15 protein-coding genes are annotated in these 17,711 nt (G+C 66.2%); 7 read left to right on the top strand and 8 right to left on the bottom strand.

Annotated elements, in window-relative coordinates; translation table 11 throughout:
• Positions 1–5 precede the first annotated feature (5 nt).
• Together GEV05_02515 and GEV05_02510 are read right to left on the bottom strand one after the other, a co-directional pair.
• Positions 6–1,211, bottom strand: a complete 1,206-nt coding sequence (locus GEV05_02515; protein ID MPZ42274.1) for a CoA transferase — start codon at positions 1,209–1,211, stop codon at positions 6–8.
• A gap of 33 nt (positions 1,212–1,244) precedes the next feature.
• The gene (locus GEV05_02510; protein MPZ42273.1) at positions 1,245–2,852 is read right to left on the bottom strand and encodes a hypothetical protein; all 1,608 of its coding nucleotides are present in this window, start codon (positions 2,850–2,852) and stop codon (positions 1,245–1,247) included.
• Positions 2,853–2,980: 128 nt separating this feature from the next.
• On the opposite strand from GEV05_02510, the gene GEV05_02505 reads away from it, so the two are divergent.
• The 3 genes from GEV05_02505 to GEV05_02495 all read left to right on the top strand — a co-directional run bounded on the left by GEV05_02505 (position 2,981) and on the right by GEV05_02495 (position 5,907).
• Positions 2,981–4,147, top strand: coding sequence for an acyl-CoA dehydrogenase (locus tag GEV05_02505; protein ID MPZ42272.1), 1,167 nt, complete (start codon positions 2,981–2,983; stop codon positions 4,145–4,147).
• 53 nt (positions 4,148–4,200) lie between these two features.
• Positions 4,201–5,379, top strand: a complete 1,179-nt coding sequence (locus GEV05_02500; GenBank protein ID MPZ42271.1) for a CoA transferase — start codon at positions 4,201–4,203, stop codon at positions 5,377–5,379.
• Positions 5,380–5,487: 108 nt separating this feature from the next.
• On the top strand, positions 5,488–5,907 hold the full coding sequence (locus tag GEV05_02495; protein ID MPZ42270.1) for a hypothetical protein: 420 nt from the start codon (positions 5,488–5,490) through the stop codon (positions 5,905–5,907).
• Between the two features lie 13 nt (positions 5,908–5,920).
• Here the strand turns inward: GEV05_02495 and GEV05_02490 are convergent, their stop codons facing one another.
• The 3 genes from GEV05_02490 to GEV05_02480 all read right to left on the bottom strand — a co-directional run bounded on the left by GEV05_02490 (position 5,921) and on the right by GEV05_02480 (position 8,529).
• Complete coding sequence (locus GEV05_02490) at positions 5,921–6,319, bottom strand: hypothetical protein (GenBank protein ID MPZ42269.1); 399 nt, start codon at positions 6,317–6,319, stop codon at positions 5,921–5,923.
• A 208-nt stretch (positions 6,320–6,527) separates the two neighbouring features.
• Entirely contained in the window at positions 6,528–7,457 is a 930-nt protein-coding gene (locus GEV05_02485) for a ZIP family metal transporter (protein ID MPZ42268.1), read from the bottom strand.
• A gap of 124 nt (positions 7,458–7,581) precedes the next feature.
• On the bottom strand, positions 7,582–8,529 hold the full coding sequence (locus tag GEV05_02480) for a DUF808 family protein (GenBank protein ID MPZ42267.1): 948 nt from the start codon (positions 8,527–8,529) through the stop codon (positions 7,582–7,584).
• Positions 8,530–8,657: 128 nt separating this feature from the next.
• On the opposite strand from GEV05_02480, the gene GEV05_02475 reads away from it, so the two are divergent.
• Positions 8,658–9,344 carry a hypothetical protein gene (locus GEV05_02475; GenBank protein MPZ42266.1) on the top strand — a complete coding sequence of 229 codons (687 nt, stop codon included), beginning with the start codon at positions 8,658–8,660 and terminating at the stop codon, positions 9,342–9,344.
• Positions 9,345–9,401: 57 nt separating this feature from the next.
• On the opposite strand, the gene GEV05_02470 is transcribed toward GEV05_02475, so the two are convergent.
• Complete coding sequence (locus tag GEV05_02470; GenBank protein MPZ42265.1) at positions 9,402–10,793, bottom strand: MFS transporter; 1,392 nt, start codon at positions 10,791–10,793, stop codon at positions 9,402–9,404.
• A gap of 130 nt (positions 10,794–10,923) precedes the next feature.
• Between GEV05_02470 and GEV05_02465 the strand changes: the two genes are divergently transcribed.
• Positions 10,924–13,734 (top strand): DUF349 domain-containing protein, encoded by a 2,811-nt coding sequence (locus GEV05_02465; GenBank protein MPZ42264.1) that lies wholly within the window; start codon positions 10,924–10,926, stop codon positions 13,732–13,734.
• Positions 13,735–13,741: 7 nt separating this feature from the next.
• On the opposite strand, the gene GEV05_02460 is transcribed toward GEV05_02465, so the two are convergent.
• Both GEV05_02460 and GEV05_02455 read right to left on the bottom strand, forming a co-directional pair.
• Positions 13,742–14,338, bottom strand: a complete 597-nt coding sequence (locus GEV05_02460) for a CDP-diacylglycerol--serine O-phosphatidyltransferase (GenBank protein ID MPZ42263.1) — start codon at positions 14,336–14,338, stop codon at positions 13,742–13,744.
• A 509-nt stretch (positions 14,339–14,847) separates the two neighbouring features.
• Positions 14,848–15,084 (bottom strand): prolyl oligopeptidase family serine peptidase, encoded by a 237-nt coding sequence (locus GEV05_02455; protein MPZ42262.1) that lies wholly within the window; start codon positions 15,082–15,084, stop codon positions 14,848–14,850.
• Between the two features lie 249 nt (positions 15,085–15,333).
• Here GEV05_02455 and GEV05_02450 point away from each other — a divergent pair, with 249 nt between their 5' ends.
• Both GEV05_02450 and GEV05_02445 read left to right on the top strand, forming a co-directional pair.
• Positions 15,334–15,804: a carbon monoxide dehydrogenase gene (locus GEV05_02450; protein ID MPZ42261.1), complete on the top strand. Its 471-nt coding sequence runs from the start codon at positions 15,334–15,336 to the stop codon at positions 15,802–15,804.
• 183 nt (positions 15,805–15,987) lie between these two features.
• Positions 15,988–17,643: a thiamine pyrophosphate-binding protein gene (locus GEV05_02445; protein ID MPZ42260.1), complete on the top strand. Its 1,656-nt coding sequence runs from the start codon at positions 15,988–15,990 to the stop codon at positions 17,641–17,643.
• Positions 17,644–17,711: the final 68 nt, after the last annotated feature.

Below are 17,711 nucleotides of genomic sequence, written 5' to 3'. Positions count from 1 at the left end.
TGCGCCTAGCGTCGAGTGCCGTCGTAGACTGCGCCACCGGCGACCAGCTGCTCGACGTCCGCGTCGCCCAAGCCCAGCTCGGCCAGGATCGCGCGGGTATGCTGACCGAGCAGCGGCGCGGGCATGCGGATCTCGGCAATATGCGCGGTGGATTTGACCGGATGGCCCATGGCTTTCATGCGGCCGATGACCGGGTGATCGATCTCCCGGATCATCTCGCGTGCGCGCACGTGCGGATCGTTCAGGCACTCCTCGTAGGTGTAGACGGGGCCGCCCGGCACGCCGGCGCGATCGAGCCGTTCCCACCAGTGGGCGGTGGGTTGCTGCACGAACACCTTTTCGATCTCGTCCTGCAACGCATCGACATTGCGCAGCCGCGCCGGCAGATCCACGAAGCGTGCATCGGTCAGCCATTCGGGTTTTTCCGCCACGCGCGTGCAGAAGCTTTCCCACAGCTTGCTGCTGTTCGCGCCCACGGTGACGTAGCCGTCCTGTGTCTTGTATGCCTGGTAGGGCGCGGAGCGGCGATGACGCGTGCCGGTCGCGGCCGGCCGTTCGCCGCCGCCGAAGAAAGCGCCGAACTCCCAGAAGGTCCACGCCAGTCCGGCGTCCACCAGCGAGGTCTCCACGTACTGGCCCTCGCCGGTCTTGAGCCGATGGATGTAGGCGCCGAGCAGCGCGTAGAGCAAAGTGGCGCCGGCCGCGATGTCGTTCATCGCGATGCCGACCTTGGCCGGGCGCCCGCCTGCCTCGCCGGTCATGCGCATGATGCCGGTTACGCCCTGGGCGACGATGTCGTAGCCGCCCTTGGCGGCATACGGTCCGCTCTGGCCGAAGCCGGATACCGAGCCGTAGATCAGCGCCGGGTTGATCTTCTTCACACTCTCGTAGTCGACGCCGAGCTTGTGCTTCACGTCGGGACGGAAATTCTCGACGACGAAGTCCGCCTGGCGCGCGAGCCGATTGAAGACCTCCATGCCCTGCGCGCTCTTCAGATCGATCCCGATCGAGCGCTTGTTGCGATTGAGCACGGCGAAGCAGTACGACTCGCCGTTCGCCTTGGGCTCGAACCGGCGCGACATGTCGCCGTCGGGGAAACTTTCGACCTTCACCACGTCCGCTCCCATGTCGGCCAGCATCAGGGTGCAGTACGGGCCCGACATCACGTTGGTGAGGTCGAGCACCTTGGCGCCTGCGAGGGGAAGTGTCATGGCGTGCTCTCCGCTTTCTCTCAAACGGTGGATTCAGAAATGTCGGGCGGCGGCGACCGGCACGGTGGCCGGATCGAAGACCAGCTCGAAGACTGTGTTGTGCCGTACGCGTCCGTCGAAGCGACGCAGCGTCGTATCGAGCTCGTCCTGGCCGCGAGCGCGAACGAATTCCCAACCGTACAACGCGGCCAGGCCGGAAAAATCGAGCACTGGCGGCTCCAGCGTGAACGCCTTCATCGCGGCTCCGGTGAGCTTGGTTGCCGCTGCATTGAGCGTGGCATAGCGCCGATTGGACAACACGACCAGCAGCAGGCGAGTGCCCTGGTGCGCCGCGCTCCACAACGCTTCCGAGGCATACAGCGCCGAGCCGTCGCCGATGATTGCCACCACTTGCCGGTCGTCACGCGCGATGGCGCCGCCGACAGCGGCCGCGAGGCCCCAGCCGATGCCGCCGGAGCCGTTGGTGAAGTAATCACCGGCATTGCACGTGAGCGACTGGCGCACATCCGAGGTCGACAGGCCGGCTTCGTCGAACACGATCGCGTCGGGAAATGCTTGCGCGAGCGCATGCACGGCTGCGGTGGGGTGGAATACGCCGGCGGTCGCGGACGGCAGCATGAGCTCGGGCCGATGCCGCCGCGCGGGACGTTGTGCCGGCAGGCGTTCGGCGACGGCTGCACCGATTCGAGTGAACGCTGCACGCAGATCCACCAGATGCGCGGCCGCGTATTCGCCCGCCGGCGCAAGCAGCATGGGATCGTCGCCCAACCAGATCTTGTCCTGCGGCAGATCGAGCGGGCTGTAAAGTGTGGTGCGCAGTGTCCGCCCGCCGGCGAAGACGAGGAGGTCATGGTCAACAAGGCGGGCGCCGATGCTGCCGAAGCTCGGCGACAGATAGCCGGCGAACGCGCTCGACGCGGCATCGACCGGCAGCAGACCGGTATAGGGCGCGACGTACACGGGCGCGCTCAGCTGCTCGGCCAGCTCGCGCAACGCACCGGCCGCATCGTGCCAGTGCACTTCCTCGGCGGCGACGAAGGCCGGATTGCGCGCCCGGCACAGGCGCTGCGCGAGATCGTCCGCACAAGCGGCGCCAAGACCGCCCAAGCGCGCGGGCTCGACCGCAACCGCAATCGCATCGATCTCGTGCTCCAGGAGATCGGGCGGACATACCAGGGCGACCGGCCCGAACGGCGGAGTGAGCACCGCGCGCATCGCGTTGCGCACGTTCGCGGCCGCATCGTGCTCGGAATCGAGCCGCAGCACCGTCTTGCAGACGCTGCCGGCCATGCGCTCCAGCGGGCCGTACAGGATGGGCGCGGTGTGCAGCAGGCGCCGATCCTGCCCGCCGATCAGCACCAGCAACGGCGTGCGCGCGATCCCGGCCGTGTAGAGCGCGCCCATGCCGTTGCCGAGCCCGGGCGCGACATGCAGGTTGACGACCCCGAGGCCGCGGCGCGCGCGCGCGAAGCCGTCCGCCATCGGCACCGCGGCCACTTCGCTCAATGCGACCACGTAGCGGCCGCGGCCGCGTCGCTCGAAGCTGCGCAGCAACGGAATCTCGGTGGTGCCCGGATTGCCGAACACGGTATCGACGCCGCAGCATTCGAGCGTTTGCAGCAGGTAGTCCGCGATCTTCATGGATGCCCGAATGGGTGAAACGCCGTAGAATCCAGCGGTCGGAAGATTAGTGGCGCGCAGTGTGTAGAGTCAAGGCCGGCAGCGTCAAGGCGCGTGCCCGCATTCAATTCCTTCGTTGTGTGCTCCTCATGTCCGAGATCGCGAGTCCCGAGCCCTATTCCGAGTTGCGCGAAGCCGTGCGCGCCTTGTGCAGCCAGTTCAGCGGCGAGTACTGGCGCGGCATCGACGAAGTCCGCGCCTATCCCGAGGAATTCGTAAAAGCGCTGACCGAAGCGGGGTGGCTTGCCGCGCTCGTTCCCGAAGAATACGGCGGCTCGGGGCTGGGCATCTCCGAAGCCTCGGTGATTCTGGAGGAGATCAACCACAGCGGCGGCAACTCGGGCGTCTGCCACGCGCAGATGTACACGATGGGGACGCTGCTTCGACACGGCTCGGCGCAGCAGAAGCAGGCGTATCTGCCGAAGATTGCGAGCGGAGAGCTGCGGCTGCAATCGTTCGGCGTCACCGAACCGGGCGCCGGAACCGATACCACCAAGCTCAAGACCACGGCGGTCAAGCGCGGCGATCGCTACCTGGTGAACGGACAGAAGGTGTGGATTTCGCGCGTGCTGTTCTCCGACCTGATGCTGCTGCTCGCGCGCACCACGCCGCTGGACCAGGTGACGCGCAAGTCCGACGGGCTGTCGGTGTTCCTGGTGGATCTGCGCGACTCGGTCGGCAAGGGGCTCACCGTGAAGCCGATCCGCAACATGGTGAACCATCAGACCAACGAGCTCTTTTTCGACAACCTGGAAGTCCCGGCCGAGAACCTGATCGGCGATGAGGGGCGAGGCTTTCGTTACATCCTCGACGGCATGAATGCCGAGCGCATCCTGATCGCTGCCGAATGCATCGGCGACGGCCATTGGTTCGTGGAGAAGGCGGCCGCTTACGCCAAGGAGCGGCGCGTGTTCGACCGGCCGATCGGCCAGAATCAGGGGATCCAGTTTCCGATCGCGAAAGCGTACATGAACGTACGCGCCGCCGACTTGATGCGCTTCCATGCCGCGGCGCTGTTCGATGCAGGCCTGCCATGCGGCGCCGAAGCCAACATGGCGAAGTACCTGGGCGCGGAGGCCTCGTGGGAGGCGGGCAACGCCTGCCTGCAGACCCACGGCGGCTTCGGCTTCGCCGCCGAATACGACATCGAGCGCAAGTTTCGCGAAACGCGCCTGTATCAGGTGGCGCCCATCTCCACCAATCTGATCCTTTCCTATGTCGGGGAGCATGTCCTCGGCATGCCTCGCTCGTTCTAGGCAAGGCGCGCGCGAGGCCCGTTACTTCCTCGTTTCGATCCGCAGGTAGCCTCATGAGACCCTTGGACGGAATCACGGTCATCGCTCTGGAACAGGCGGTGGCGGCGCCCTTCGCGACCCGGCAGTTCGCCGATCTGGGCGCGCGCATCGTCAAGATCGAGCGCCCCGAGGTGGGCGATTTCGCGCGCGCCTACGACGAAAACGTGCACGGCATGTCGGCCTACTTCGTCTGGCTCAACCGCGGCAAGCAGAGCCTCACGCTCGACCTGAAGCACCCGGCCGCTGCCGAAATCATGCAGAGCCTGCTGGCCCGTGCCGACGTCTTCATCCAGAATCTCGCGCCGGGAGCGGCCGAGCGCCTGGGCCTGGGTTGGGCAACGCTGTCCGAGCGATTCCCGCGCCTGATCGTCTGCGACATCTCCGGCTATGGCGATGCCGGGCCTTACCGCGACAAGAAGGCCTACGACCTGCTCATCCAGAGCGAGGCGGGGCTCTTGTCGATCACCGGAACGCCGCAGCAGCCGTCGAAGGTCGGTGCCTCGATCGCCGACATCTGCACCGGCATGTACGCATATTCCGGCGTCCTAAGTGCTTTGCTGCAGCGCGGCCAAACGGGCAAGGGCAGCCGGGTCGAGGTCGCCATGTTCGAGGCGTTGTGCGAGTGGATGCTGCAACCGCTGCTGTACGCGCATTTCGCCGGCAAGCCCATCCCGCGCACCGGCGCCGATCATGCCAGCATCGTTCCGTACGGCCGCTTCACGGCGGCCGACGGCAAGGACGTGATGATGGGCATCCAGAACGAGCGCGAGTGGGCGGTGTTCTGCGACAAGGTGCTGGGGCGCCCGGAGCTCGCACGCGATCCTCGCTTCGATTCCAACACGCGGCGGTTGCACAATCGCGCGGCGTTGCTCACGATCGTGCGCGAGGTGTTCGGCTCGCTGAGCGCCGAGGCGCTGGTGGCACGCCTCGATGCGGCTGGCATTGCCAATGCCCGAATGAACGAGATGGCCGAGGTGTGGGATCATCCGCAGCTGCGCGCGCGCGGGCGCTGGACCGAGATGGGCTCGCCGGTGGGTGCGATTCCCGTCCTGCGTCCTCCGGCCACGCATTCCGATTTCTCGCCCGTCCTGGGTGCGGTGCCCGCGGTCGGCAGCCACACCGATGCGATCCTCGCCGAGCTCGGTTATTGCGACGCCGAGCGTGCCAAGCTGCGCACGGAAAAGGCCGTGTAGGCGCCGTCGCGGCAACGCTCGCACGCCTGCATCCGCATTCGCAACAGGCGCGTTTTTCCTCTGGAAGGTAGGCGCGAAATCCGTTGACAATGGCTCGGCACATTAGGCATGCTGGCGCCGTCTCTGCCGCGAGGCCAGAGGAGCGAGTCAGACGATTATTCCAACCGATGGGAGATAGAACGTATGGCCAAGAAGAGCGCCAAGAAGTCCTCGGCGAAGAAGCCCGCTGCGAAGAAGACTACCGCAAAGAAGGCTACCGCGAAAAAGGCTGTGAAACGCACGCCCAATGCAGCATTCATGAAGCCGCTCAGCTCGTCTCCAGCGCTCGCCGCAGTGATCGGCGAGAGGCCCATGCCGCGCACCGAAGTCACCAAGCGGCTGTGGGACTACATCAAGAAGAACAAGCTGCAGGACTCGAAGAACCGCCGCATGATCAACGCCGACGACAAGTTGGGCGCCGTGTTCGGCGGCAAGAAGCAGGTCTCGATGTTCGACATGACCAAGCTGGTCGGAAAACACCTCAAGTAGCTCCAAGCGCCGTTCACATTGCACATTGCTCCGGGGGCCGGAGAGCGCAGCGCCATGCTGCCGTCCGGCTCTTCGTGTTGCTGCAGCCGGCAAAGCCCATCCGGCGGTAACATTCGCATGCCGACGTTGCCGATAGATGAGACAATGCAGCCATGAGTGAACAACAACCCATGTCGCCGCGCCAGCGGCTGCAGGCCTTGCTTGCGATACCCGAGCGCCAACGTACCGACGCGCAATGGGACGAGCTGATCGAGCTCGAGATCATGCTGGCGCCAGGCAATCGCGAAGGCGCGCCGCAACCCGGTGGGCCCGGTGGCGGTGGTCCCGGTGGTGGCGGGCGGCGCAATCCCAATGCGCCGCAAGGCGGGCACCCCAAACCTGGCGGCGCACCGCACGGCAAGAAATCCGGCAAGAAATTCCACAAGCGCCCGCCCAAAAGCAACGGTTGAGCGGCGCCCGACAGCTCATCCGAGGAACTGCCGCACCGCCGTTACGAGGCCGGCCGGGTTGTCGAGCGTCACGTGATGCTCGGCGCCGGGGACTGCGGCGAACTGCACCTGTCTGCCATGGTGCCCCGGCCGCATTTGCGCGGCACGAAGAGGGCGCACTTCGCCTCGCGCTCAGGCAAAAGCGGTATCGAGGAACATCATCACCCCGAAACCCGCCATCAGCCCCAGCGTGGCCGGCGTCTCGTGGCCGTTGCGATGGGTCTCGGGAATGACTTCGTGCGAGACGACGAAGATCATCGCGCCGGCCGCCAGGCCGAGCCCGACCGGATAGGCGATCGCGAAACCGCTCGAAAGCCCGATGCCGAGGATCGCGCCGAGCGGTTCCATGACGCCCGAGGCCGCGGCGATCAGCGCGGCACGCAGCGCCGTGACGCCCGCCGCGCGCAGCGCGAATCCGACCGCCAGGCCTTCGGGAATGTCCTGAATGGCGATGGCGGTGGTCAGAGGCATACCGACGCTCAGATCGCCCTGTGCGAAGCTCACCCCGATGGCCATGCCTTCGGGCAGGTTGTGCAGGACGATCGCGAACACGAACAGCCACACGCGGTTGATGCGTTCGGCGGCAGGCCCGCAAACGCCGCTTGCCTCGTGCGCGTGCGGAGTGAACCGATCCAGCCCCAGCATGAGAATGGCCCCCAAGGCGAGGCCCAATGCCACCGTCAAGGCGGCGAGCGGCGCGCTGTCGGTGATGTTCCTGGCCGCATCGAGCCCGGGCAGGATGAGCGAGAAGGCGCTGGCGGCGAGCATCATGCCGGCGGCGAAGCCCAGCATGCTGTCCTCGGTCAGTTTGGAGATGTTGCGCAGCCCCAAGCCGACGAATGCGCCGAGCGCGGTCGCGGCCAATCCCGCCATGCCGCCGAGCAGACCATAGCGCAGGCGTGGATCGGCTCCGCCCGCGAATGCGTTGTAGACGCTGGAGGCCACCAGCGCCAGCACCACGACCGCGGCGATCGTCAAGCCGAGGGCCGCAAAGGGATGTTGCTGCACGTGCGCGAACCATGCCTCGCGCAGCGGCAGCCGTTCGGTGTGAACTTCTTCCATCGTTTGCACCTGTTGCTAGCAGAAGTTCGTCACCCCCGCGAACGCGGGGGTCCAGGCGGAGTCTCGTTCTGGATTCCCGCTTGCGCGGGAATGACGAATTACAACGAATTTGCGATTCGCAACACTAGGCCGGTCGCGGACGCCGGAGTCTTTGCACTGTGCTAACCACCGCGAGCAAAGCCGCACCCGCGACGATCCCGATCACGGCGTTGCCCAGCATTTCGGCGACGATTTCCAGGGCCGCACCCAGCGCGGGCATGCCGGCGACGGCGTGCACCAGGCTTTCGACCGCGTGGTGCAGGAAGGGAACGCCGTGCACCAGGATGCCGCCACCCACCAGGAACATCGCCGCGGTGCCGGCGATCGACAATCCCTTCATGAGCCACGGCGCTGCTATCAGGATCGCCACGCCGAGGCGACGACGCGCGCGCACCCATGCCGTCTCGCCCACGACCTGCGACAGGTGCAGGCCGGCATCGTCGAGCTTGACGATGCCGGCGACGAGCCCGTAGACACCCACCGTCATCAGGAGCGCGATGCCACTCAATACCAGCACCTGCGTGAGCAGCGGTCGAGCGGCGACCGTGCCGAGGGTGATGGCGATGATCTCCGCCGAGAGGATGAAATCGGTGCGCACCGCGCCCTTGATCTTGTTCTTCTCGACCTGCACCACGTCGACCACCGGATCGGACAACGCCTGCGCCAGCTCGGCATGGTGGACGCGATCCTCCGCTTCGTCGTGCAGAAAGCGATGGGCGAGCTTCTCGCATCCTTCGTAGCAAAGGAACGCGCCGCCCACCATCAGCAGCGGCGTGACCGCCCAGGGTGCGAACGCACTGACCGCGAGCGCGGCCGGGACCAGGATGGCCTTGTTGACGAACGACCCCTTCATGACCGACCACACGACCGGCAGCTCGCGGTTGGGCTTCACCCCGGCAACCTGCTGCGCGTTCAGTGCGAGGTCGTCGCCGAGAACGCCGGCGGTCTTCTTGGTGGCGAGCTTGGTGAGTACGGCGACGTCGTCCAGGATCGTGCTGATGTCGTCGAGCAGTGCCAGCAGGCTGGTCGCCATCGAGACTATTCCTGCATCGTGTTGAAGATCTGCATGGTAGCCGCGGCGGCGCCTGCGGCATAGCGACGCTCCCTATAATCGAGTGCGCCGCGAGCGAAGATCGCGATCATCGATTGGGAGTGCACAGCATGGCAAGCACGTACCAGGATCTGCTCTACCGGAAGGGCGGTCATCGGGTGACGCTCACGCTCAACCGTCCAGAGCGCATCAACGCACTGAACGAGCGGCATCGGATCGATTTCGAGAAGCGCATGCGCGCCTATATGCGCGTTTGGGAGATCCCCAAGCCGGTCATCGCCCAGGTGCATGGCGCCTGCATCGCGGCCGGCACGATTCTCGCCGGGCTGGCGGACATCGTGGTGGTGGCGCACGACGCAAAGATCGGTCCTGTGGAGGCGGCGCCCGGAATGGTCATGGGCCTCATCTGGGGCGCCTGGCTGCCGGTGGTCGGAATCCGCAAGACCAAGGACTTCGCGTTCCTCCACGGCACGATGGACGGCCGTCAAGCCGAGCAGTGCGGCTTCGCCACCCGCTCGGTGCCCGCGACGGAGCTTGCCGATACGGTCGACCGCATGGCGGCGGAGATCGCCCGCGTCCCGCTCGAAATCCTGATGATGAAAAAACTTGCTATCAACCGTAGCGCCAATCGGATGGGCGTGCGCGACATGATGGAGATCAATTTCGAGATGAGCCTGGCCGGGCATTTCAGCAATACGCGTGAGACGTGGGGAGCGAGAATCGAGGCCGACGGCTTCAAGCAGGTGATGGTCGAATGGAAACGCGATACCCGTTACGACCGCAGTCGGGATACTTGAGCCCGGATATGCCACCCAGCCGTGGCCGACGACGACTGGGCGCGTCGTTCGCCGTGCTCATCCGCGCCGATTGGCGGCAGCGTCCAGGTGCCACAGATGCGCGCGCCAATAGGCGGTCAGCGCGATCATGAGCGTGGCGCCGACGAGGCAATACAAAGCTGCCGTGAGCGGATAACCGAAGTGCGAGATGAGCGGACCGGAGAGCAGCAGGCCCGGCAGGTTGCCGTAGATCGCCAGCATGCGAATGCCCATGACGCGGCCGCGGTACTGCTCGTCCGCGCCGCGCAGGAGCATGGCGGCCATCGGCACCTGGCTCAGACTCTGCGCGCAGCCTGCGAGCACCAGGGCGCCCAGACCGAGCGCGGGGTTTTCGAGCTGCGAAAACAGCAGCAGCATCGCATACCAACCGATCGAAAACACGACCACCATCCGGCCCGCCCGCACCGACCCGCCATAGCGGCTGAGGACGAGCGAGCCCAGCAGCGCCCCCGATGCGGCCGAAGCCACCATGTATCCGAGCCAGGTCTGATCGGCCTGGAAGACCGCCTTGGCGACGTAGGGCATCAACCCCGTCATCAACGGGAAGGCGGTGAGATTGAGCAGGAAGGCGAGGCACATGATGCTGAAGATCTGCGGCGTCCGCCACACGTAGACGAGCCCTTGCTTCAGGTCGCGCCACGGCGAGGGCGCTGCCGCGCGCTGCGCGTCATGTCGCGGCGCGCGACGCGCGCCGGTCTGCAGCGTGAGCACGACGCTGGTGACATAAAGGCTCGCGACCACGGTGTAGGCGGGCCCCATGCCCAGCACGGCAACGAGTCCCGCGCCGGTGAGCGCCCCGGCGATGCGCGCCGAATCCTGCGTGGTGCGCTGGATGCTCATCGCGCCCATGATGTGCGCGGGCGGCATCGTTTCGCCCACGAGCGCTGCGCGCATGCCGATATCCGAGGGACGCACGAGCCCCATCACACCGGCGATCATGAGCACGTATGCCGGAGTCAGCATGCCGCTAAAGGCCAGGATCATCAACGTGGTGGCGAGCGTCGCATACACCGTGCGCATCGCGCACAAGAGGTTGCGCTGGCCGACACGGTCGCCGAACACGCCGACCATGGGCGAGACCAGCGTGCCGATATGCTGCAGCGAGGCGAATACCGTGAGCAGAAGCACTGACCCGGTCTCGACCAGGACATACCAGCCCAGGATGAGCGTTTCCATCTCGAACGCCCACGAGGTCGCCAGATCGGCCGGCCACTGGAAGCGATAGCTGCGGATGCGAAACGGCGCCAGCGTCGAGGCGCGCAGCAGGGTGCTCAAAATGGTGTGCGCGGCGGCGTGCCTGCCGCATTGCGCTTTCGGTCGACGGCCTCGCTGCCGCACATGGACTCGCGTCGCTCCCTGTCCGCTGGGTACTTTGCCAGCGACGAACGCTGCCGCCGGGCCCGCATGCATGCGATCATAGCCCGATCGCGCCGCAGGCGAAATCGGAAACGGGACGCGCGCACCGCAAACAACGCGGTGCTAGAGACAACGCCCCTCGCATCGTAGAATGTGCGCCGGGGAATAGCATCTTGGCTGGCACATGATCACGAGATTCTTTTCGCGCGGCGCACTGCACGAACACGCGGAACCCGCGCAGCGCGCGCAGGCGGTCGGCGAGCTGGCGCCGGAATCGGACGAGTTGAAAGCGCTGCTCACCGGCGATCCTGCGCCCGAGGTTCGCATGGCCGCGGCACAGCGCTGCACCGATCTCGCCGTGCTCGCCCTGGCGTGGCGCAGCGAATCCGACGGTCAGGTGCGCGAAGCCATCGCAGCCACGCTGGGCGATCGTATCGCCGGAGCCGAAGACGAGGCCATCGCGCAGCAGCTGCTGCAGGCGGAAGAGACCGACGATGCCATCCGGGTCGAAGCGGCACGCCGCGCCGCGGATGCGAAGCGCCGGTTGATGGCGGTCGAGGCCATCCGCGACCCGTCGGCATTGATCGAGCTGGCGCTGTCCGCGGGCAATGCGGAGACGCGCCTGGCTGCGGCCGAACGCGTGCACGATGCGCAGGCACTGGACCGGCTCGCCGAAGCGGCACGCAACAAGGATCACGGCGTATACCGGCTCGCCCGCAGCCGCGTCGATGCCATCAAGACGCAAGCCGACCAGGCTGCCGAGGCCGACGTCATCCTGATCGAGCTGGAGGCGCTCGCGCACAAGCCAGGGCCCATCCTCACCGAAGTGGTGGACTTGAACCGTCGCTGGCAGGCGCTCGACATGAACGGCGATTCAGGGCGCCTCGCGCGCTCGCAGGCCGCCCGGCGCGCCGTGCAGGCTCGCTTCGAACGCGAGCAGGAAGAGCAGCGCGCGCGCAGCCGCCTGGAGGCCGCCGTGCGCGAATGGATCGACTCGCTGCAGGCGCTGAACGAACCCGACTCGGGCGCCATGCTCGAGCTGCGCAATCGCCTGGCGGAGCTGCGCACCGAAGCCGAATCGATGTCGCACGAGCGCGTGTTCGCGGAGCTGGCGCAGGTGGAAGAGCGCTTGCAGGGCATCGAGCAGGAAGTGGCGGCTCGGGCCGATGCCGAGGCGCTCGTGCTGGAAGCGGAGCGACTGGCCGCGGGCACCTACATCGACCATGGCGATTTGCCCAAACGCTGGGAAGGGCTCGACCGTTCGCTGCGCACGCCCACCTTCACGCGACGCTTCGAAGCCGCGCTGATCGCCGTCGAGCAGCGGCGGCGCGCGCACACCGAGATCGCGCAGCAGGAAGCGAACGCCGCCCGCCAGCATCTGCACGCCTTGCTGCATACCGCGGAGCTGGCGCTCGCGGCCGGCCAGTTGAAAGAGGCGCGCACGGCTGCGGACGAAGTGAAGCGCGTGCGCGTGGCTGTGGGAACACTGCCGAAGCCGACCACGCAGCGCATGGGGCGGCTGCAGCAGCAGCTGGTCGAGCTGGAACGCTGGCAGGCTTTCGGCCAGCACAACGCTCGGGTGCAGTTGTGCGAGCGGGCCGAGGCGGCTGCCCAGTTCAGCGGCGACATGCGCCAGCTCGCGCAGGAAGTGCAGACGCTGCGCAACGAATGGAAGGCGCTGGATCAGCAATACGCGGGCGTTCCCAAGGCGCTGTGGGAGCGTTTCGACCGCGCCTGCGAAAAGGGGTACGCTCCGGCTGCGCGCCATTTCGCCGAGCAGGCCGTACGTCGCAAGGAAGCTCGGCACAAGCGCGAAGCGTTCATCGCCACGGCCACCGACCAGGCGGTGCTGCTCGTGCAGGAGCCGCGCGATCGACGCGCGATCGAGCGCTGGCTGCGCGAAACCGATCACACGTGGCGCGAGGGCGACCTGGGCAGCATCGAGCCCAAGCTGTGGAAGGAGCTCGACGGCCGGCTCAAGGCCGCGCTGGCACCGCTGCGCGGCGTGCTGGGCGAAGCGCGCGAGCAGGCAAAAGCCACGCGGCGCTCGCTCATCGAAGAGGTGCGCGGGCTCGCGGCCAAGGCGCTCGAACGCGACGCGCCCTCGCAGGTGAAGGCGATCCAGGCTCGCTGGCAGGAAAACGCCAAGGCCATGCCGCTGCCGCAGCGCGACGAGCGCGCGCTGTGGGAGGAGTTTCGCGCGGCCTGCGACGCGGTGTTCAAGGCGCGGCACGACAAGCGCAGCGAGGCCGACGGCCGCAAACAGGAAGCCACGCGCGCGCTGGAAGACATCGCGACCGAGCTGGATCGCCTCGCGCAGGCCTCGGACAAGAGCGACGAGCTGATCCGGCGCGAGCTGCGCGAGTTGCAGGCGCGCTGGAAGTCGCAAGCCGGCGGCTCCGATCCGGCGCTGCGTGGCCTGGAAGCTCGCTACCGGCACGCGCTCGGCGCGGTCGAGGCGCTGCTGCGTTCGCGCGCGCGCTCGCGCGAGACGGCGGCGTGGGACACGCTCGCGCTCAAGGAGCAATTATGCGAGCGGCTCGATGCGCTGCTGCAAAACGAGCTCGATTCGGACGCGGCGGGCAGGCAGGCCGAAGCGGCGCGCGCGCAGTGGAGCGAGCTGCCGAAGCTCTCCGGTGCCTGCGAACAGAAGATGAATGCGCGCCTCGATGCCGCATTGCGAGCGCTCGGCGATGCGGTGGTTGCCAGCGATCACCACAAGCGCCTGACGCGGGTGGCTTCGCAGCGGCTCGAAGATTTGCTCGCGCTGGAGCTGCTGCTCGGCCTCGATACGCCGCCCGAGCTGCAGGCGGAGCGCCTCGCATTGCAGGTGAAGCAGCTGCGCGACCGGTTCAAGAACGCGGTCAGCGCCGCTGCCCAGGATCCGGGCGAACGGTTGTGCGATCTATGCGCTCAGGCAGGCGTGTTCGAAGCGCGCGATCGGGCGCGATTGCAGCGGATCTTTGCGGCGATGGCGCGACGCGGCAGGAAGTGATCGTCCGTCACCACTTCGGAATACGCAAGGTCTTGCTGATCATCAGCGTGCCGGAGAGCGCGAACAGTAATACCAGCGGATGCAGCGTCCAGCCGCCGATGCCGACGCTGCCCCAGTAGATCGCCTCGCCCACACGCCCCTGCCAGCCGGCGATGGCCAGCACCGCGGTCAGGATCACGCTGGTCGGAATGGGTGTGCCTTCGAAATAGGCGACTTTCGCTCCGCCCTGGGACAACGCCTCGGCGGTCACGTTGAAGCGGGCGAGCCGGCTCACGCCGCAGCAGACGAAGTAGATCAGAGCCGCGATATCCCAACCGCCGCTCAAGCCGGCCGCGAATCCGAGCGCGGCCGGCGCCACGCCGAAGGAAATCACGTCGGCGAGCGAATCGAGCTCGCGTCCCAGCGCCGAATGGGTGTGGCGCGCGCGCGCGACCTTTCCGTCCAGCACGTCAAACAGGAATGCGAGCGGAGCCATCGCTGCAGCGGCGAAGAAGTGGCGCAAGTCGTGGCTGGTCAGGTAATGCATCGCCAGCAACACCGCGGCCACGCCGCAAGCAGCATTGCCGAGCGTGAGGAAATCCGCCAGGTGAAAACTGCGAATCATGCTGAAATGCTTGCGGCCGTTCAGCGGCTGGTCCATGGCGTCGCCGGCCAGTGGTCTGGACATGCGGGCTCCTGTTTTCGGACAGGCGTCCGGGCTGTCGGCCTGTCCCTGGCCGGCTAGCGTCGAGCGTGCCCGTTTCAGCGCGGGCGGATGTTCCAGCGGGACCCCGAGCAGCGCAGCCGCCCGGATCCCGCTGCGGCGGCGCTCATCGGTCGTCGAGACGATCGTCCAACGAGCGAAACCACGCATACCAGCCGATCAACCCGAAGCCGGCGATCAAGGCCAGGGCCGAAACCACCTGGGCGAGCGCGACCAGAAGATCCCACATCGCAGCGTCCTCCTGCAGTGGATGACGCTGTGATACTGAGAGCATGGCGCGGCGCACACAATTGCACCGAGGTCTATTTCAGGTTCGACCAAGGTCGAACACTTGCGGCTGCGCCGGTGCGTTGCGTGCGGTATGGTTGTCTTCCCTCTCCCGGGGGGAGAGGGAAGCTTCGTGAAGCGCGTTACGCGGCGAGTTGCAGCGCTCGCAGGTTACGCGCGATGAAGGCTTTCACCATTTCGTGCGCGCGATCGGTTTGCGGGCCCGGATCGGCGACCCAGATGTGGCCGCAGCCCGCGAAAATGTCGAGTTGGCACTCGCCGCCGGCAGCACGATAAGCCGCGGCGAATTTCTCCTGGAAAGCGGGCAGCACGTTGTCGTCCAGCTCGCCTTGCATGATGAGCAGCGGCGGCAGGCTCACCGCTTCGCGCCGCTCGAGGATGCGCTGCGGGTTGCCTTCGAAGATCGAATCCCACGGATCGAAGTTGCAAGTCAGCCCGTTCGGATTTCAGCGAGGGCTTGCCGCGAACGACCACATCGTGAACATCCGGGCTGAATCGCCACGCGGAAAGCGGGTGAAAACCGCGCCGCTCCGCTACAATCGCGCGATCAAGCGCAGTGCGTTTCGCAGTGCGTTTTTCACCCGTTCCCGTTCGGAGCTGTCCCCGTCATGATAGAAGTCAGCGAGACCATCGAGGTAGCCTCGGATCCGAAGACCGTCTGGTCGCTGCTGTCCGATCCGCGCGCGGTCGTCGAATGCGTCTCGGGCGCATCGCTCGGCGACCAGCACGAAGACGGCAGCTACGATGCCGGCATCACGGTCAAGTTCGGCCCGGCCAAGGTCGCGTTCCGTGCCAAGGTCGAGATCGAATACGACCCTCCGAGCATGAGCGGCAAGGTGATCTCCAGGGGCAAGGACAATCAGGGCGGGGCGCGCTTTCACACCACCATGGGCTTCAAGGTTCAGGGCCGGGAAGGCGATGCGGCCGGTTCAACGATCGACATCCAGGCTCAGGTCGAGATCAGCGGACGGCTGGCGTCGCTCATCGAAACCGGCGCTTCCATGGTGGTGAAGCGCATGACGAAGGAATTCTCGGAGCAGCTTGCGGCGCGTTGTGCGAGCGTCGGGACGGCTCATTGACGATCCGGAAAGTGGCTGACAAGCCGCTTTCCGCAATACGCTCCCCTCTCCCTCCGGGAGAGGGGTTGGGGGTGAGGGAAGTCTTCGGCATCGCGCATAATTTCCCTCACCCTCGATCCCTCTCCCAAAGGGAGAGGGAAGACAAGCACAATCGATTTCACATTTCACGGAGGGCGGGCAATCATGAAGGTCTACCAGCGGCTGGCTCATGCATTCAAAGGCGAAGGCGTCACGTCGACCTTCGGCATGATGGGCGACGGCAACATGTTCTGGATTTCCGAGCTGCACAAGATCGGCGTCAAGGTGCACGAGGTGCGGCACGAGGGCGCGGGGCTCGGAATGGCCGACGGCTTCGCCCGCACGGCCAACAAACCTGGCGTCGCGACGGCCACCTGCGGCCCGGGCACGACCCAGCTTGCCACGGCGTTCGTCACTGCCGCGCGTGCGCACTCGCCGGTGGTCGCGTTCTGCGGTGAATATCCGTGGAGCGATCCCGAGTACACGCAATACCTCGACCAGTCGCGCTTCGCCGAGGCGTGCGAGGCCGGCTTCGTGCGACTGCAGAACCCCGAGCAGACCGACGACTGCGTGCGCAAGGCGTTCTATCTGGCCAAGCTCGAGCGCCGTCCCATTATGCTGAGCTGTCCGATGGACATCCAGCAGAAGGAATTCGAGGATGCCGACGAGCCGTATCAGCCGACGTCGGAGCTGTTCAAAGCGCGCACGGTAATGCCCGACGCGAAGGAATTGGAGCGTGCGGCCGATCTCATCGCTTCCGCCAAGCACCCCGTGATCATCGTGGGGCGCGGCGCGCAATGGGCCGGAGCCGGCCCCGCCGTGCTCAAGCTCGGCGAGCGCATCGGCGCCCTAATCGCAACGTCGCTCCTGGCCAAGACTTATCTCTCCGATCAGACCGAATATCACGCCGGCATTTCCGGCCTGTACGCAACCCGCCCGGCGATGAAGCTGCTGGAAGAGGCCGACGTGGTGATCGGCGTGGGCGCGAGCCTGAACCGCCACACGCTCGAAAACGGCTATCTGTATCCGAACGCCAAGTACGTTCAGATCGACAACCAGCAGCACGTGGCGATGGCCAACGGCAAGTTCTCCGACCTCTACATCCAGTCGGATGCGCGCATCGCGGTCGAGGCGCTGGAGAAGCTGCTGGCCGAGAAGTCGCACAAGAACATCGGCTATCGCACGCCCGACGTAAAGAACAAGCTCGCGAACCACAACGCCGATCGGACCGAGTTTCCGATCGATCCGGGCACGGTGGACCCGCGCGAATCGATGATCGCGCTGGAAGAGCTGCTGCCGCCGAGCATCGGCGTGCTCTCCGGCAGCGGCATGACCTCGGGCATTTCGAGCATGCTGATGACGCGTCCGCGCGCCATCACGCAGGCGGGCCATTTCTTCGGTTGCATCGGCCAGATGCTGCCGGCGGCGATGGGTGCGATCGTCGCCTCCGACTACACGCCGCTGTGCTTGATCGACGGCGATGCGAGCTACCTCATGCACCTGGCCGAGTTCGAGACGGCGGTGCGCTACAAGATGCCGTTGCTGGTGGTGGTCATGAACAACCAGTGTCTTGGCGCCGAGTATTACAAGCTCGATGCGAAGAAGATGGATGCCATGACCTCGGTCATTCCGACGCCCGATCTGGGCGCGGTGGCGGTCGCGATGGGCGGGCGTGGATCGCTGGTGACGCACAACGACCAGCTGCGCACGGCGGTGAAAGAATGGGTCGCCAAGCCCGGCCCCATGGTGATCGACGTGCGCATCTCGCGTACCGTGCCGAGCATCCCCTACCGGCGCATCCACTACGGCCGCGACGAGTAAGACCTGCTGCGCCGACAAGAGTCCCTTGGTCCTCGCGGGTCAAGGGACTTTTTGCTTTCGCCGTCCGC

Source organism: Betaproteobacteria bacterium (genome assembly GCA_009377585.1).
Classification (GTDB): domain Bacteria; phylum Pseudomonadota; class Gammaproteobacteria; order Burkholderiales; family WYBJ01; genus WYBJ01.
Note: the sequence above shows the minus strand (reverse complement) of the source record. Positions and strands in the feature narration are given on the sequence as shown.

Coding starts and splice junctions, on each gene's coding strand:
- GEV05_02465 (MPZ42264.1), top strand. CDS start 10,924: ATGATCACGAGATTCTTTTCGCGCGGCGCACTGCACGAACACGCGGAA.
- GEV05_02495 (MPZ42270.1), top strand. CDS start 5,488: ATGCTGGCGCCGTCTCTGCCGCGAGGCCAGAGGAGCGAGTCAGACGAT.
- GEV05_02485 (MPZ42268.1), bottom strand. CDS start 7,457: ATGGAAGAAGTTCACACCGAACGGCTGCCGCTGCGCGAGGCATGGTTC.
- GEV05_02470 (MPZ42265.1), bottom strand. CDS start 10,793: ATGCATGCGGGCCCGGCGGCAGCGTTCGTCGCTGGCAAAGTACCCAGC.
- GEV05_02450 (MPZ42261.1), top strand. CDS start 15,334: ATGATAGAAGTCAGCGAGACCATCGAGGTAGCCTCGGATCCGAAGACC.
- GEV05_02445 (MPZ42260.1), top strand. CDS start 15,988: ATGAAGGTCTACCAGCGGCTGGCTCATGCATTCAAAGGCGAAGGCGTC.
- GEV05_02475 (MPZ42266.1), top strand. CDS start 8,658: ATGGCAAGCACGTACCAGGATCTGCTCTACCGGAAGGGCGGTCATCGG.
- GEV05_02515 (MPZ42274.1), bottom strand. CDS start 1,211: ATGACACTTCCCCTCGCAGGCGCCAAGGTGCTCGACCTCACCAACGTG.
- GEV05_02510 (MPZ42273.1), bottom strand. CDS start 2,852: ATGAAGATCGCGGACTACCTGCTGCAAACGCTCGAATGCTGCGGCGTC.
- GEV05_02480 (MPZ42267.1), bottom strand. CDS start 8,529: ATGGCGACCAGCCTGCTGGCACTGCTCGACGACATCAGCACGATCCTG.
- GEV05_02460 (MPZ42263.1), bottom strand. CDS start 14,338: ATGATTCGCAGTTTTCACCTGGCGGATTTCCTCACGCTCGGCAATGCT.
- GEV05_02505 (MPZ42272.1), top strand. CDS start 2,981: ATGTCCGAGATCGCGAGTCCCGAGCCCTATTCCGAGTTGCGCGAAGCC.
- GEV05_02500 (MPZ42271.1), top strand. CDS start 4,201: ATGAGACCCTTGGACGGAATCACGGTCATCGCTCTGGAACAGGCGGTG.